The 16,153-nt window shown below is 67.5% G+C and carries 14 protein-coding genes; 6 read left to right on the forward strand and 8 right to left on the reverse strand.

Annotated features, from left to right (window positions below):
- A partial coding sequence (locus A5779_RS09460) for an MMPL family transporter (RefSeq protein ID WP_064881164.1) occupies positions 1–2,431 on the forward strand: 2,431 nt, incomplete at its 5' end.
- A 99-nt stretch (positions 2,432–2,530) separates the two neighbouring features.
- On the opposite strand, the gene A5779_RS09465 is transcribed toward A5779_RS09460, so the two are convergent.
- Both A5779_RS09465 and ssd read right to left on the reverse strand, forming a co-directional pair.
- The gene (locus A5779_RS09465; protein ID WP_064881167.1) at positions 2,531–3,601 is read right to left on the reverse strand and encodes a TadA family conjugal transfer-associated ATPase; all 1,071 of its coding nucleotides are present in this window, start codon (positions 3,599–3,601) and stop codon (positions 2,531–2,533) included.
- The gene (gene ssd, locus A5779_RS09470) at positions 3,598–4,677 is read right to left on the reverse strand and encodes a septum site-determining protein Ssd (RefSeq protein ID WP_064881169.1); all 1,080 of its coding nucleotides are present in this window, start codon (positions 4,675–4,677) and stop codon (positions 3,598–3,600) included. The genes A5779_RS09465 and ssd overlap by 4 nt, the downstream gene beginning before the upstream one ends.
- A gap of 420 nt (positions 4,678–5,097) precedes the next feature.
- Here ssd and A5779_RS09475 point away from each other — a divergent pair, with 420 nt between their 5' ends.
- Positions 5,098–5,955 carry an HAD-IB family hydrolase gene (locus tag A5779_RS09475; protein ID WP_413784902.1) on the forward strand — a complete coding sequence of 286 codons (858 nt, stop codon included), beginning with the start codon at positions 5,098–5,100 and terminating at the stop codon, positions 5,953–5,955.
- A gap of 428 nt (positions 5,956–6,383) precedes the next feature.
- On the opposite strand, the gene A5779_RS09480 is transcribed toward A5779_RS09475, so the two are convergent.
- Positions 6,384–7,124: a Fic family protein gene (locus A5779_RS09480; RefSeq protein WP_064881173.1), complete on the reverse strand. Its 741-nt coding sequence runs from the start codon at positions 7,122–7,124 to the stop codon at positions 6,384–6,386.
- Positions 7,125–7,250: 126 nt separating this feature from the next.
- Here A5779_RS09480 and acs point away from each other — a divergent pair, with 126 nt between their 5' ends.
- Complete coding sequence (gene acs / locus A5779_RS09485; protein WP_064881175.1) at positions 7,251–9,212, forward strand: acetate--CoA ligase; 1,962 nt, start codon at positions 7,251–7,253, stop codon at positions 9,210–9,212.
- A 72-nt stretch (positions 9,213–9,284) separates the two neighbouring features.
- Here the strand turns inward: acs and A5779_RS09490 are convergent, their stop codons facing one another.
- The gene (locus tag A5779_RS09490; RefSeq protein WP_236734712.1) at positions 9,285–9,920 is read right to left on the reverse strand and encodes a S1 family peptidase; all 636 of its coding nucleotides are present in this window, start codon (positions 9,918–9,920) and stop codon (positions 9,285–9,287) included.
- Positions 9,921–10,094: 174 nt separating this feature from the next.
- Here A5779_RS09490 and A5779_RS09495 point away from each other — a divergent pair, with 174 nt between their 5' ends.
- On the forward strand, positions 10,095–10,601 hold the full coding sequence (locus tag A5779_RS09495) for a phage holin family protein (RefSeq protein ID WP_064881223.1): 507 nt from the start codon (positions 10,095–10,097) through the stop codon (positions 10,599–10,601).
- Positions 10,601–11,575: an alpha/beta fold hydrolase gene (locus A5779_RS09500; protein ID WP_064881177.1), complete on the forward strand. Its 975-nt coding sequence runs from the start codon at positions 10,601–10,603 to the stop codon at positions 11,573–11,575. The genes A5779_RS09495 and A5779_RS09500 overlap by 1 nt, the downstream gene beginning before the upstream one ends.
- Here A5779_RS09500 and marP read toward each other — a convergent pair whose 3' ends face one another.
- Genes marP through nth form a run of 4 tightly spaced genes read right to left on the reverse strand, consistent with a single transcriptional unit; the run spans position 11,576 to position 14,997 of the window.
- The gene (gene marP / locus A5779_RS09505) at positions 11,576–12,766 is read right to left on the reverse strand and encodes an acid resistance serine protease MarP (protein WP_064881179.1); all 1,191 of its coding nucleotides are present in this window, start codon (positions 12,764–12,766) and stop codon (positions 11,576–11,578) included.
- A gap of 11 nt (positions 12,767–12,777) precedes the next feature.
- Positions 12,778–13,554: an NUDIX hydrolase gene (locus A5779_RS09510; RefSeq protein WP_064881181.1), complete on the reverse strand. Its 777-nt coding sequence runs from the start codon at positions 13,552–13,554 to the stop codon at positions 12,778–12,780.
- 11 nt (positions 13,555–13,565) lie between these two features.
- Positions 13,566–14,216, reverse strand: a complete 651-nt coding sequence (locus A5779_RS09515) for a TlpA family protein disulfide reductase (protein WP_064881184.1) — start codon at positions 14,214–14,216, stop codon at positions 13,566–13,568.
- 7 nt (positions 14,217–14,223) lie between these two features.
- A complete protein-coding gene (nth, locus tag A5779_RS09520; RefSeq protein ID WP_110777058.1) occupies positions 14,224–14,997 on the reverse strand; it encodes an endonuclease III in 774 nt (257 codons plus the stop codon).
- 411 nt (positions 14,998–15,408) lie between these two features.
- Between nth and crp the strand changes: the two genes are divergently transcribed.
- Positions 15,409–16,083 carry a cAMP-activated global transcriptional regulator CRP gene (gene crp, locus A5779_RS09530; protein ID WP_003883807.1) on the forward strand — a complete coding sequence of 225 codons (675 nt, stop codon included), beginning with the start codon at positions 15,409–15,411 and terminating at the stop codon, positions 16,081–16,083.
- Positions 16,084–16,153 lie beyond the last annotated feature (70 nt).

The raw sequence follows: 16,153 nt of genomic DNA on the forward strand, positions 1-16,153 counted from the left end.
CGCCGGGCTGATCGCGCTGATCCTGCTGATCGTGTACCGGTCGGTGTTCACCGCGCTGCTGCCGCTGCTGGTGATCGGGATCAGCCTGGCCGTCGGGCGTGGGGTGCTCTCTGCCCTGGGGGAAATCGGCATGCCGGTCTCGCAGTTCACCGTGGCGTTCATGACCGCGATCCTGCTCGGCGCCGGCACCGACTACACCGTGTTTCTGATCAGCCGCTACCACGAACAACGCCGCGCCCAGGTGCCCGCCGAGCAGGCGGTCATCGCGGCCACCGCCAGCATCGGCCGAGTCATCCTGGCCTCGGCGGGCACCGTGGCCCTGGCCTTTCTGGCCATGGTGTTCGCCACCTTGAGTGTGTTCGCCGGCCTCGGTCCGGCCTGCGCGGTCGCCGTGGCAGTCGGATTCGCCGCCACCGTGACCCTGCTGCCGCCGGTGCTGGCGCTGGCGGCCACCCGCGGCATCGGCGAACCCAAACCCGACCGCACCCGCCGCTACTGGAACAGCGTGGCCGTGGCCGTGGTGCGTCGCCCGGTGCCGCTGCTGGTCATCAGCCTGACCATCCTGGTGGCACTGTCAGCGGCCGCGGCGACCATGACCATCAGCTACGACGACCGCCAAGGACAACCCCCCACCACCGCCAGCAACCAGGGCTATCAGCTGCTGGACCGCCATTTCCCCAAAGACGTCGTCATCACCGAATTCCTCGTCGTGGAAAACCCGACCGACATGCGCACCGGCAAAGGCCTGGCCGACCTCGACGAGATGGCCTCACGCATCGCCCAAATCCCGGCCGTGACACGTGTTTCCGGGATCACCCGACCGGCCGGGCAACGCCTCGACCAAGCCCAACTGTCCTGGCAGAACGGACAAATCGGCGACAAGATGGCCGACTCGGTCGCCCAGGGCAACGACCGGCGCACCGACCTGGACAAGCTCACCCACGGCGCCGACCAACTCGCCGACGGCCTGGCCCAACTCGACACCACCGTGCGCACCGCGCTCACCCCCCTGGGCGGTGTACTCACCCAAGCCGGCGCCGCCGGTGAGAACATGCAGCGCTTCGGCCCGCTGCTGCAACAACTCTCAGCCACCGCACCCGAGGTCGACACCGCCATCCAAGCCGGCCCCGGCATCCGACCCCTGGCCGAACGCGCCCAGACCGCCATCGCCGCCCTCGACCCGCTCGTCACCGCACTCAACACCTCACCGTGGTGTATCACCACCCCGCAATGCACCCAGATCCGCGACCAGGTCAGTATCCTGACCACCCTGCGCGACAACGGATTCTTCACCCAACTCGCCACCCTGGGCGACCAGTACAACCCGGCCACCAACGCCACCGTCACCGGCACCCTCACCGAAGTGCAACACACCGTGGCCACCATGAACAACGCCTTCAAAACCCTCGGCAACCCCGAAAACCTGACCGCCAACATCGGCCGACTCCAACACGGCATCAGCCAACTGGCCTCCGGCGCACGCGCCCTGGCCACCGGCGTGCACACCCTGGCCGACAGCAACATCCAAATGCTGTCCGGGATGAGTCAAATCGCGGCCCAACTGCAAAACTCCGCCCGCGCCACCGCCGGATCCGATGCCGCCACCGGCTTCTACCTGCCCCCCGAAGCCTTCGACAACCGCCAATTCGCCGACGTCGCCAAACACTTCCTCTCACCCGACGGCAAAACCGCCCGCTTCGCCATCGACACCAACACCGACCCCTACAGCGGCGAGGCGATGAACCTGGCCCGCCAGATCACCGACGTCGCCAACACCGCACGCCCCAACACCTCCCTGGACCACGCCACCGTCTCGGTCGCCGGATTCCCCGCCGTCAACTCCGACATCCAACGCCTGCTCTCATCCGACTTCACCCAACTGGCCATCGCCACCCTGGTCATTGTCGGACTCATCCTCATCGCCCTGCTACGCGCCCTGATCGCCCCGCTATATCTGCTGGGCACCGTCGTGCTGAACTACCTGGCCTCACTCGGTATCGGAGTCATCGTCTTCCAATGGATCCTCGGCCACCAAATCGCTTGGCCCGTACCACTACTAGCGTTCATCATCCTCGTCGCCGTCGGCGCCGACTACAACATGCTGCTCGTATCCCGACTCCGCGAAGAATCCACCCACAACATCCGCGTCGGCGTGCTGCGCACCGTAGCCACCACCGGCTCAGTCATCACCTCCGCCGGCCTCATCTTCGCAGCCAGCATGTTCGGCCTGATGATCGGATCGGTAGCCATCATGATCCAAACCGGACTCATCATCGGCTGCGGACTACTGCTGGACACCTTCCTCGTACGCACCCTCACCGTCCCAGCCATCGCCACCCTGCTCCGCCAAGCCAGCTGGTGGCCACAACGCCCCACCACACCCACAACACACCCCACACCAACACCACAACCAGCCACCGCCACAACCTGACAGCGCTAAGAAATTTCAACCACAGTCACACGCGGCATTCCCGATTCACACCGATCCGCCAAAACCCGCCCCGCAGAGCGCAGATCATCGAGTACAGCACTACAGATAAGCATGTCGCCCACGGTCGCAAACACCATCCCGATCACCGTCAGCGACAGTCGAGGACACCCGCAACCGACCTACAGATAACACGGCTGCCGCCAGTTGGCTGACCAGCGCGGCACGGTCGAGGCCGCCGAGCGCACCGAGCGCCTCCAACCGGGCCGGCACTTCCGCGGGGTTGTTGGCGTGCACGGTGCCTGCTCCACCGTCATGTCCGGTGTTGAGTGCGGCCAGGAGGTCCACCACCTCGGCCCCGCGAACCTCACCGACGACGATCCGGTCCGGGCGCATCCGCAACGCCTGCCTGACCAGGTCGCGCACGGTGACCTCACCGACGCCCTCGACGTTGGCGCCCCGAGCCACCAGCCTGACCAGATGTGGGTGCGGCGGGGCCAGTTCGGCGGCGTCCTCGACACAGACGATGCGTTCGTGAGCGGGGACGGTACCGAGCGCGGCGGCCAACAGCGTTGTCTTACCGCAACCGGTGCCCCCGGAGATGAGGAACGCCAGCCGGGCCCGGATGATCGCGCGCAGCAGGTCCGCGGCCTGCTGCGGGATCGCCCCGGATTCGGTGAGGCTGTCGAGATTCTGGGTGGCCGGGCGTAACACCCGCAGCGACAGGCAGGTGCCCGCAGCCGAGACCGGGGGCAGCACCGCGTGCAGGCGCACGGTGAACGGACCGATGCCGTTGAGCTGGCCGTCCACCCAGGGCTGCGCCTCATCGAGGCGGCGACCGGCCAGCAGCGCCAACCGCTGCGCCAGCCGCCGGACCGCGCTCTCGTCGGGGAAACAGACTGTGCTGCGGTGTAATCCGTTGCCGTCGTCCACCCACACCGCGTCGGGGGCGGTGACGAGCACATCGGTGGTGGTCGGCGCGCACAGCAACGGTTCCAGAACGCCGGCACCGGTCAGTTCGGTCTCCAGCAGCCGCAGATTGCTGAGTACCTCGGTGTCCCCGAGCAGACCACCGGACTCCGCCCGGATCGCCGCGGCCACCACGCCGGGGTTGAGCGGAGAGGCTTCGGCCACCAGCCGTTCGCGTACCCGGTCGATCAGCGAGGCGCTCACGCCGACTCCTGCACAGGGTGCCCGGCCAGGACCGACAACACCCGACGCGCGGCTGAACCCAGCGGTGAACGTGGCCGCACCCTCAGTCCGCCGCGCTCCAGCACCTCGGCGATGCCGGCTTGCGGTCGCATCGCCGCCAGCAGCGGCAGGTCCACGATGCGGGCCACCTCGGTCGCCCGCAGCCCGCCCGGTGACGGTCCCCGCACCACCACACCGGCATTGGGGTTACAGGCCAGCACCCACGGCCGCGCAGCGGTGGCGGCAGTACACGACCGCACGTCGGCCGGCGCCACCAGGACCACCAGATCGGCGGCGTTCAGGGCGGTTTCGGCGGCTTCGGTGGCGCGCCGCGGTACATCGCACACCACCGTGACGCCGCCGCGACAACCCGCCTCGATGACCGCCGCCACCGGCCCGGCCTCGATGTCGGCACCTGAGCGCCCGCTGGAGAGCACGCTGACCCCGTCCCGGCGAGGCAGCGCTTCGCGCAATGCCGGATATCCCAAGCGGCCACCCTGCAGGGCCAGGTCCGGCCAGCGCAGACCGGCCAGATCCTCACTGCCCGCCACCAGGTCGATCCCTCCGCTCCACGGATCGGCGTCGATCAGCAGCGCAGCCGGCGCCGATTGGGCCAACGCCACCGCGAACACCGATGCCCCGGCACCGCCCCGAGCGCTGACCACCGCCACCGCCGGGCCGCGGCCGCCATCGTCGCGGCAGTCCGCTTCGGACAGGACCGCCACGAGGGCGGCGTCCTGGGCGGGCAGTGTCATCACGTGCTGCGCGCCGACGGAGACCGCCGCCTGCCAGTCGTCCGGCTGCGGTTCCACGCGACCGACGAGGATCACCCGGGGGCGGCGCGGCAGCCCGCGCGTGGCGCACCGCAGAGCGGATGCGGCGTCGAGCAGCACGGCGGCCGCCGCCGTCCACGCCTTGCGCCCGGAGGGGTCGTCGACGACGACGAGGCCGACACCGGCGGCAGCCGCCACCCGCGACACGTCCTCACGCAACTGCGGATCGCCGATCAGCGCCAGCACGGTGCCGGACGGGGTGATCGTGATGCTCGGAATGGCCATGTGCCCACCCTGCGGGCAACGACAGGGCCGGCACCATCACCAATTCGCGGATTGTGGATGAACTACGCGCTGTGGATCAATCCCGGGCGGAGAACACGCCGGGCGACACGCTGAAAATACGGTTCCGCAACCACCGGGACAGGGCCGGTAAGGATTCTTCCCCCAGAAAAGGGACGACCCCCGCCAGGGGGGGAGGAGGCGGAGGTCGTCGTGTATCAGCCCCGGGGGGTCGGGCTGATACACCCTCGGCATAAGCCGAGTAATGCTCACTATACACACGGAACTGCCAAAACATGCAAGAGACACCGCTGCGGGCTACCGAGGCGATCCCGGAATCGCCGTCCGAAAGAATGTGTCTTGAACTGCCATTTTGTGTTCCCGTCCGTAATACCTGCCCCAGGTGCCTCTATGCTGACGCTTGTGACCGCATCCGATCGGGCTGCCGGGGAATTGATCGCACAGCAATCCGGGCCGCACAACGGTCGGCCGGTACGTACGGCGGCCTTCTTCGACCTCGACAAGACCGTCATCGCCAAGTCCAGCACACTCGCTTTCAGCAAACCTTTCTTCAATCAAGGCCTGCTGAACCGGCGCACCGTTCTCAAGTCGACATACGCCCAGTTTCTGTTCCTGATGTCGGGTGCCGACCACGACCAGATGGACCGGATGCGCAGCTACATCACCAACATGTGCACCGGTTGGGATGTCGAGCAGGTCAAGTCGATCGTCGGTGAGACGTTGCACGACATCGTCGACCCCCTGGTCTTCGCCGAGGCCGCCGAGCTGATCGCCGACCACAAGCTGTGCGGCCGTGACGTCGTCGTGGTGTCGGCATCGGGTGAGGAGATCGTCGCGCCGATCGCAAGGGCACTGGGCGCCACCCACGCGATGGCCACCCGAATGGTGGTGGAAGAGGGGCGCTACACCGGCGAGATCGCGTTCTACTGCTTCGGCGAGGGGAAGGTCGAGGCGATCCGCGCCCTGGCCGCACGCGAGGGCTATGTCCTCGATCACTGCTACGCCTACTCGGACTCGATCACCGACATCCCGATGCTGGAATCCGTGGGCCACCCCACCGCCGTCAACCCCGACCGGGGACTGCGCAAGGAGGCCGCTTCGCGCGGCTGGCCGGTGCTGACGTTCACCAAGCCGGTGTCGCTACGGGACCGGCTGCCGGCGCCGTCGACGGCCGCCGTCGCCACCACTGCGGCCGTCGGGATCAGCGCCCTGGCAGCAGGCGCATTGACCTATTCATTGTTGCGCCGCTTCACTTCCTGAGCTACCGAACGTAGTAGCTGAGACGACGGCGTAACGATCAGAACTCGGGTGGCTTTCACCCTTGCTGTGACCGTGGTCACGTAGTACAAAGGAACCACGGAAGCTTGGATGAGGCCAAGGCTTAGCCGGAAGAGAAGGCTAAATCTCCCGAACCAGGCTCCCCAGCACGGGTCCCGGCACCCACGCGGAGCACATGCCGCGGAATAGGCAAAAGTGTTGCGGGCCTGCGTGATTGCGAAGAGCGGACGGCTACGACGGCCCTTTGGGTAGGGCTGCAGCCGAGGCGCATCGCAAGGACGCCGAGGCCACCCACGCAACCCACGTTGGCACGCTTGGTAACCGGTATCCGTGCTAGCGGGCGACGAGCCGAAACATCGTTTCGGACCGTCGCCCGCTTTCGTTTGCTGGAAGCACCCTGAGCGGCCGGCTCAGCCAGCCGCTGACTGGGCAATCTGCAGTGCTTCGCGCGCACCGCCCTTCAGCGCCTCGCTACTGAGCAGCAGCCACGCGGTCAGCCCGTCGGCGGTCCCCGAGGCGAATCCCCGTGCAGCAGCCCGGTACTCCCCCGTCTTCCGCATCCAGTGCACCTCGGGAACGCCGAGCCCGTGCGGATCGAGTCCGCTGGCGATGGTCACCAGGCGCGACACCGCGCGGGCCACGACCCCGTCGGCGCTGCCAAATGGAGCCAAGCTGAGCAGTTCGCCGTGGGCCACCGCGGCCAGCACCGGGGCAGGAACCTTGGAGCCGCCGGACACGATCTCCGTCAGCAGCTCAAGGCGGCGACCTACATCGGGGTCGGTGCGTGGCCGGCCCAGGTGCTCATCGTCGGTGAGGTCGGCCGCGGCCAAGGAGTGCAGCCGGGCCAGGGCCTGCATCGGGGCCCGCTGCCACACCCCGACCAGCGAGGTGGCGCCACCTTCCAGCGCTTCGGCGACGCGGATGGCGCCCGCGGTCACCGGATCGGGTTCGCCGTCGGCGGACAGCTGGAGCGCCCCGCCGTCGAGCACCGCGGAGGCCCGCGCTGCACGCAGGGCGGCCTCGGCTGCCGTCTGCGGCCAGCCGCGCAGATTGAACTTGTGTCGATGCGCCCGGCCCAGGGCCTCACGCGCCTCGTCGCTGGCCGCAGAAACACCGGGCAGGTCGATCAGCGGTGCGAGTGGATCGGTCATACGCGAAACGCTAGCCGACCGCTGAACTCCATCTCGCCGACCGCTGGGCGCATGACGACCACCGCCCGCCCGGCGTCTTGTGACGTCCCAACGCCGGTGCAACGTTTGGTGACTAGGCTCACATGCATGTCAAACGCGCCAACGACGTCGACCGAAGTTCCGTCAGCCTATCCGCCGCCTGCCGATTTCGCGGCCAATGCCAACGCGACGGGCGAGTTGTACGCCGAGGCCGAGAACGACCGGCTGGCCTTCTGGGCCGCGCAGGCCGACCGGCTGAGCTGGCAGACCCCGTTCAGCGAGGTGCTGGACTGGTCGGAGGCTCCGTTCGCGAAGTGGTTCGTCGGCGGCAAGCTCAACGTGGCCTACAACTGCGTCGACCGTCACGTCGAGGCAGGCAACGGCGACCGGGTCGCGATCCACTGGGAAGGCGAGCCCGTCGGTGACGCCCGCGACATCACCTACGCCCAACTCAAGGACGAGGTCAGCAAGGCCGCAAATGCGCTGACCGCACTCGGCCTGACCGCAGGCGACCGGGTCGCCATCTACATGCCGATGGTGCCCGAGGCAATCGTCGCGATGCTGGCGTGCGCGCGCCTGGGCGCCATGCACAGCGTCGTGTTCGCCGGGTTCTCGGCATCGGCACTCAAGGCCCGCGTCGAAGACGCCGAGGCCAAGCTCGTCATCACCACCGACGGCCAGTACCGGCGCGGCAAGGCCGCCTCGCTCAAGGACGCCGTGGACGAAGCCGTCTCGGATCAACCGTCGGTCGAGCACGTCCTGGTGGTCCGCCGCACCGGCATCGACGTGAACTGGACCGAGGGCCGCGACCTGTGGTGGCACGAGACCGTCGAGGCGGCCTCGACCGAGCACACTCCGGAGGCGTTCGACTCCGAGCAGCCGCTGTTCCTGCTGTACACCTCGGGCACCACCGGCAAGCCCAAGGGCATCGTGCACACCTCCGGCGGCTACCTCACACAGTCGGCATACACCCACTACAACGTGTTCGACCTCAAGCCCGAGACCGACGTGTACTGGTGCACCGCCGACATCGGCTGGGTGACCGGGCACACCTACATCGTCTACGGCCCGCTGGCCAACGGCGCGACCCAGGTGGTCTACGAGGGCACTCCGACCTCGCCGACCGAGCACCGCCACTTCGAGATCATCGAAAAGTACGGCGTCACAATCTATTACACCGCGCCCACGCTGATCCGCACCTTCATGAAGCTGGGCCGCCAGATCCCCGCCGAGCACAACCTGACCAGCCTGCGGCTGCTGGGTTCGGTGGGCGAGCCGATCAACCCCGAGGCCTGGCGCTGGTACCGGGAAGTCATCGGCGCGGGCAAGACCCCGATCGTCGACACCTGGTGGCAGACCGAGACCGGGGCGATCATGATCTCCCCGCTGCCCGGTGTCACCGCGGCCAAGCCCGGCTCGGCCATGACCCCGCTGCCCGGCATCTCGGCCAAGATCGTCGACGACTCCGGCAACGAGCTGGTTCCCGGCGCCGACGAAGCCGAACATGTCACCGGCTACCTGGTGCTGGACCAGCCGTGGCCGTCGATGCTGCGCGGCATCTGGGGCGACCCGCAGCGGTTCAAGGACACCTACTGGTCGCGCTTCGCCGAGCAGGGCTGGTACTTCGCCGGTGACGGCGCCCGCTACGACGCGGACGGCAACATCTGGGTGCTGGGCCGCATCGACGACGTCATGAACATCTCCGGACACCGCATCTCGACCGCCGAGGTGGAGTCGGCGCTGGTCGGGCATTCCGGGGTGGCCGAGGCCGCCGTGGTCGGCGCATCCGACGACACGACCGGTCAGGCCATCTGCGCGTTCGTGATCCTCAAGGCCTCCGCGCACGGCGGGGCCGACACCATGATCGAGGAACTGCGCGCCCAGGTGGCCACCGAGATCTCGCCGATCGCCAAGCCCCGGGAGATCCACGTGGTGCCCGAGCTGCCCAAGACCCGAAGCGGCAAGATCATGCGCCGGCTGCTGCGCGACGTGGCCGAAGGCCGCGAACTCGGCGACACCTCGACCCTGGTCGACCCCAGCGTGTTCGAGGCGATCCGCGCCAGCAAGTAGGACACGGCTCGTCGAAAGGCCAGTTATGGCACGCCTTTCCGAAGGCGGCGTGCCGTAACTGGCCACTCGGGATCAAGGAATCGGGACGAAACCCGTCCCCGGTCGGTTCTTGGCGGTGATGTCGGCCAGCTGCGTGTTGAACGACATCGTCACCGCCGGCGTGTGCAGCGGCACGAACTTGACCACGCAGGTCGGCAATTCCTCGCTGTAGGCGCCGTGAATCATGCCGACGAGCTTGTTGTCGACGGTGACGGGCGCCCCCGAGTCGCCCGGCTGACCGCACACCTGGTTGACGATGGTGCCTGGGTCCTGCCCGGGCCCCCAGGTCACACCGCACGAATACCCGGTGGTGCGGCCCAGTTTGCAGGCGATCTGGCCGAACGCCGGATCCGGTCCGAGCCCGTCGATCTGAAAACCGTTGACGTTGCTGGTCGGGGTGACTTTCGCGGGATCGAATTCGATCACCGCGTAATCGAGCAGGTCATTACCGGCGACCATCTTGCCCACCACTCCGGCGCTGTCCACACCCTCGGCCGACACCACTGCACCCGGCCCGCCACAGTGCGCCGAGGTGAAGCCGATGAGCCGGCCTGCGTTGTCGTGCCCGATCGTGGTGAGCGTGCAGAACGCGTCTCCGTTGACGACGATCCCTGAGCCGCCACCCAGTACGACCGGCGGAGCGGCATGAGCCGGGGCCGAGATCAACATCGCAACAGCGGCGATGAGCGGTGCGCCAATCAGCAACTGCACGCGGTGTCTGCTCGTCAAGTGTCCTCCGATCGACGCGCCCGACCCGCGCAACTCAAGAATGGGATCAGTCTACTAAGACGCGGATGTCGGCCGGGATCGTTAACGGCTTCGTCGCATGGCAACATGAACGCCATGAGCACAGGCGACCGCAGGGACGGCGTTCCGACGACGGTGACCTCGATTCCGCTCGTCGACCCGCATGCCCCCAAGCCGGATCCCTCGATCGGTGACCTCGTCAAGGACGCCACCGCGCAGGTCTCCACCCTGCTGCGCGCCGAGGTGGAGTTGGCCAAGGCCGAGATCACCCGGGACGTGAAGAAGGGCCTGACCGGCAGCGTGTTCTTCATCGCCGCGCTGGTGGTCCTGTTCTACTCGACCTTCTTTTTCTTCTTCTTCCTGGCCGAGTTGCTCGACACCTGGCTGTGGCGCTGGGTGGCCTTCCTGATCGTGTTCGGCCTGATGGTGCTGACCACGGGGGCGCTTGCGCTGTTCGGCTTCCTGAAGGTGCGACGGATCAGAGGTCCGCAGCAGACGATCGAGTCGGTCAAGGAGACCCGCGAGGCTCTCACGCCCGGCCATGACAAGGGCGCACTGCCCGCGGTCCCGGCCAAGCCGGCCACCGACCCGTCAGGCTGGTAATGCCTCCACCTGCTCCGTCGATCGCCAGGATCGAGGGGCCGTGGCGGCACCTGCAGGTGCACGCGAATGGGATTCGCTTCCATGTGGTGGAGGGCGAGAGCTCGCAGCCCGACCGTGTCGTGGAGGGCGAGACCGAGAGCAGCGAGACCGACCGACCGCTGGTCATCTTCCTGCACGGGTTCGGCTCGTTCTGGTGGTCCTGGCGTCATCAACTCACTGCGCTGACCGGCGCGCGTGTGGTGGCAGTCGATCTGCGTGGCTACGGCGACAGTGACAAACCACCGCGCGGCTACGACGGCTGGACCCTGGCCGGAGATACCGCCGGGCTGGTGCGCGCGTTGGGGCACAAGACCGCGACGCTGGTCGGGCATGCCGATGGCGGTCTGGTCTGCTGGGCGACGGCGGTCCTGCATCCGCGTGCGGTCAACGCGATCGCACTCGTCAGCTCACCGCACCCGCTGGCATTGCGGACGTCCACCTTGACCCGGCGCGACCAGGGCCGCGCGCTGTTGCCGTCGATGCTGAGCTACCAGTTGCCGGCCTGGCCCGAGCACACACTGACCCGGCACGACGGCGCGGAGCTGGAGCGCCTGGTCCGCAGCCGGGCCGGCACCAAATGGCAGACCAGCCAAGACTTCTCCCAGACCATGGGCCATCTACGTCAGGCCATCCAGATTCCGGGGGCCGCGCACTGTGCACTGGAGTATCAGCGGTGGGCGGTGCGCAGCCAACTGCGCGGTGAGGGCCGGCGGTTCATGCGCTCGATGAAACGTCCGATCGGCGTGCCGGTGTTGCACATGCGCGGCGACGCCGACCCGTATGTCCTGGCCGACCCGGTGCACCGGACCCAGCAGTATGCGCCGCACGGCCGTTATGTATCCATCACGGATGCAGGGCATTTCGGCCACGAGGAACAGCCGGAGTCCGTCAACGCGCAGCTGAGCCGGTTCCTGACCCAGCTGCGCACCAACTGATCAGGAATTGATGCAGGTTCCGGTCGCGACGCGCTGAGTGTTGCCGATCTTGGCCAGCTGATGCTCGACTTCCTTGGCGGTCAGCACGAATCCGGTATCGGCGTCGTCTACGGCCGCACCGAACACCACGCCCAGCACCTTGCCGGACCGGTTGATCATCGGCCCACCTGAATTTCCTTGCCGCACCGTGCCCCTGACCGTGTAGACCTCGCGGGTGACGGTGGTGGTGCGGTAGATGTCGGGCCCGTTGAGCTCGATGATCTCGCGCACGCGAGCCGGTGTGGCCAGGAAGTCGCCGCCACCCGGGTAACCCATCACCACAGCGTCGGTGCCCTTCGGGGCCGGTTGTTCGGCGAACTGCAGCGGCGTGATCGGCAGGTTCGGGACGTCGAGGATGGAGATGTCGGCGTTGGGGTCGTAGGACACCACCCCGGCGTCGTAGGTCTTTCCGTCCGCCTCGATGGTCACGCTGTCCGCACCGGCGACCACATGGGCGTTGGACATGACCCGGTTGGGGGCGACCACGAAACCGCTGCCCTCAAGCACTTTCTGGCAACTCGGAGCGACACCGCGGATCTTGACCACGCTGGGCTGGGAGGTCGTCACCACGGGATCGGTCGCCAGTGCTGCGTCCGGGGCGTCGACGTTGACGATCGGGGTCCGCCCGAACGGTTCGAGCACATCGGGCAGCCCGGAGGTGTCCAGCAGCGCCGACAACCGGTTCGGCACTGACCGCAGCCAGTCCGGCGCGACCTTGTCGACCTCGGTCAGTACCCGTGAATTCTTCACGGCCGCAGCAAGATTCGGCTGGTCCGAAGAGGTGAGCAGACTGCCCAGCAGCCAGGACGCCACCAGAACGGCGACCAGCATCAGGCTCACCCCGACCGCCGAGTCCAACACCCGGAACACCGGGTTTCGGATGGTGCCGCGCACCGCACGCCCCAGCACCACGCCGGCGATCTCACCGATCACCACGAGCGCGAGGATCAGGAAGAGCGTGGCGAACAGCTTGGTGCGGTCACCACTGACATGCGGAATCACGTGCGGCGCCAACAGCACGCCTGCCACCGCACCGAGCACCACGCCGATGAAGGACAGCAGGGAGCCGAGCGCGCCGGAACGCCAGCCAGATATGGCTGCGACGAACCCGATGCCGAGGATGGCGAAATCGAGCCAGACCGAAGGTGTCATCTATATCCACTTCAACATTGGGCTTCACCGTAACCGTTGTCATGCCCGACGAGGGCCATTGCGTCGTCGAGTCCGCGCACGTCGTCGGTGTTCCACGGTTTGGCCCAGCCTGCGACGTCGAGGATCGCCGAGATGACCTGGCCGGTGAAGCCCCACACCAGCATCTCGTTGAGGAGGAACGCCGGGCCGGCAAATCGGCTGGTGTTGGCCTCCCGGTACACCATGAGGCGGTTCTCGGGGTTGGTGAAGGCGCGCACCGGAACCCTTGCGACGACAGCGGTCTCGGATTCGTTGACAACAGCGACGGGCCCCGGGTCGGGCGAGTAGGCCAGCACCGGGACCACGTGGAACCCGGACGGCGGGATGAACATCTTCTCCAGCGTCGCCAGCGGGTACAACCGGTCGGTGTCGATACCGGTCTCTTCCCAGGCCTCGCGAAACGCCGTGCCGACCGGACCTTGGTCGCCGGGATCGGTGGCGCCGCCGGGGAACGCGGCCTGACCGGCGTGGTGGCGCAGGGTCGAGGCGCGGACCGTCACCAGCAGGTCGGCGTCCTCGGGAAGGTGAGGGGGCGCGCCCTCGGGTGGGCCGGAGAAGAGGACCAGGACTGCGGCATCGCGCCGGGCGCCGGCCTGGGCGGCCTGATTGTTGGCCTCGACGATGCCCGCCAGCACCTCCGGGGGAACCCGTCGGCGATAGGCGTCCGGTACCCGGTCGAGGTTGTCGACCAGCGGTTTGAGCCAGGGCGGGGCGGCATCCGGGAACAGCCCGTCGCGCGTCGATCTCACCCCGGGTGCTCCTATCGGCTAGAGCGGATCTTTTCGTCGACCGCAGCCGCGATCTCGTCGGCACTGACGAACGATCGGGGTAGGGTCCCGGCCACGCTACCGTCCGCACGCAGCACGACCGTCGCAGGCATGACGTTGGGCACCTTGAGCGCAGCCGCGACCAGCCGTCTGCCGTCCTGCAGGGTCGGAAGACGCACTCCGAGCTCGGCCAGACGCACCAGCGCCGCCGTCTCGTTCTCGTCCTGGTGCACCGTCACGACCAGCACGTCGTCGCCGACACGGCGCTGGTATTCGGCCATCGCCGGAAGCTCGTCGGCGCACGGGCCGCACCAGTACGCCCAGAGGTTGAGCACCACGGTCCGGCCGGCCAGCGCCTGCGCCACGTCCACGGGCTTCCCGTCGCCGACGCACTCGAGAGTGATCCCACGTAGCGCTTCCGGTCCCGGCCCCTGCCCTGGCCCGGGGCACGGCGGCAACTGCGCACGAGCCCGGGGACCGGCGAGGGCCGCTGGAGTGTCGGCATCGCGATGATCGCGGGAGGTGGACTGTTGCCCCGTCCCGGCCTGCGGTGCGGGCTCGTCGCGCAGTTCCATCCAGAACGCGGTACCCAGCGCCACCAGGACCACGAGGACCACCACGGTCCAGCGGGCCGATCTGCTCATCGTGCGGTCACAGCCCGGCCAGCGCCAGCAGATGCTCGGTCTCGGGACCTTTGACCAGTGCAGCAGCGGTGGGCGGATCGGTGGGCCCGAGCCCGAACGACGGGCAGTCCTTGGCCAGCACACACACCCCACACGCCGGCTTGCGGGCATGGCAGACCCGGCGGCCGTGGAAGATCACCCGGTGGCTCAGCAGGGTCCATTCCTTGCGTTCGATGAGCTCACCGATCGCGAACTCGACCTTGACCGGATCCTCTTCCTCGGTCCAGCGCCACCGCCGCACCAACCGGCCGAAGTGGGTGTCGACGGTGATGCCGGGGATGTCGAAGGCGTTACCCAGGATGACGTTGGCGGTCTTGCGCCCCACCCCGGGCAGCGTCACGAGGTCCTCGATGTTGTCGGGTACCTCGCCGTCGAACCGGGCCACCAACTCCTGGCCGAGCCGGATCAGCGAGGTGGTCTTGTTCCGGTAGAAGCCGGTCGGCCGGATCAGCTCCTCCATCTCGGTGCGATCGGCCTGGGCATAGTCCAGGGCCGTGCGGTATTTGAGGAACAACGCCGGCGTGGTCAGGTTCACCCGCTTGTCGGTGCTCTGCGCCGACAGGATGGTCGCCACGGCCAGCTCCAGCGGATTGGTGAAGTCCAGCTCGCAGTAGACATGCGGAAATGCCCGCGCCAGTTCACGGTTCATCCGTCGAGCCCGACGAACCAGGCCCAGGTGGGTTTCGCTGTCCCACTTCTTGGACCGGCGCGTTTTCCCTGTCGGGGCGGCAGCCTCAGTCACGTCAATCAGCGTACTGACCTCGCCGGACATCCTCCTGCGCGGACCGGTGATGATTCGTGACCCCACTGAGACCTACGCCGTGTTAACTACTGCCTTGTGTCGTGGTTGCTGGTGGCGCTCATCCCGGGCTTGCTCATGCTGGCGGCGTTCGGGCTCGAGCGGCTGGAATCAGGGTTGGAACGAAAGCCCGCGTCTGCGGCGCCCGCGCCGCGGGTCAAACCGGTCCTCATCGACGTCGAGAGTGAACGTTTGCCGACGCGGTACTACGAACCGCAGGCCATAAATACCGGGTTTCCTGCGTCTCGACATGTCAATCGTGTGTAGCGTGGGCTAGTCGCGAAACCGCGTACCTCTAGACTGAGCAGGAAATATCAGTAAGAGGACAACACACCCAATAGCTTAAGGGGCAACGTGGACGAGATCCTGGCCAGGGCCGGAATCTTCCAGGGCGTCGAACCGACCGCCGTTTCGGCGCTGACGAAGCAGTTGCAGCCCGTCGATTTTCCGCGCGGGCATACCGTCTTCGCCGAGGGCGAACCCGGCGACCGCCTGTACATCATCATTTCCGGCAAGGTGAAGATCGGCCGCCGTTCACCGGACGGCCGCGAGAACCTGCTGACCATCATGGGCCCGTCGGACATGTTCGGTGAGCTGTCGATCTTCGACCCGGGGCCTCGTACCTCGAGCGCCACCACCATCACCGAGGTGCGCGCGGTGTCGATGGACCGCGACGCGCTGCGTGCGTGGATCGCCGACCGTCCCGAGATCGCCGAGCAGCTGCTGCGGGTGCTCGCGCGTCGTCTGCGCCGCACCAACAACAACCTGGCCGACCTGATCTTCACCGACGTGCCCGGCCGCGTGGCCAAGCAGCTGCTGCAGCTGGCTCAGCGGTTCGGAACCCAGGAGGGTGGGGCGCTGCGCGTCACGCACGACCTCACGCAGGAAGAGATCGCCCAGCTCGTCGGCGCGTCCCGCGAGACCGTCAACAAGGCACTGGCAGATTTCGCCCACCGCGGCTGGATCCGCCTAGAGGGCAAGAGCGTGCTGATCAGCGACAGCGAGCGACTGGCCCGGCGAGCCCGCTAGCTTTCCTCTTCCGCGAAACGGCATTCCAGCAGCATTTGTTCGAGTAACCAGCTGCCGGAATGCCGTTTCG

Origin of the sequence: Mycolicibacterium peregrinum (assembly GCF_001665625.1) — a bacterium.
Classification (GTDB): domain Bacteria; phylum Actinomycetota; class Actinomycetes; order Mycobacteriales; family Mycobacteriaceae; genus Mycobacterium; species Mycobacterium peregrinum_B.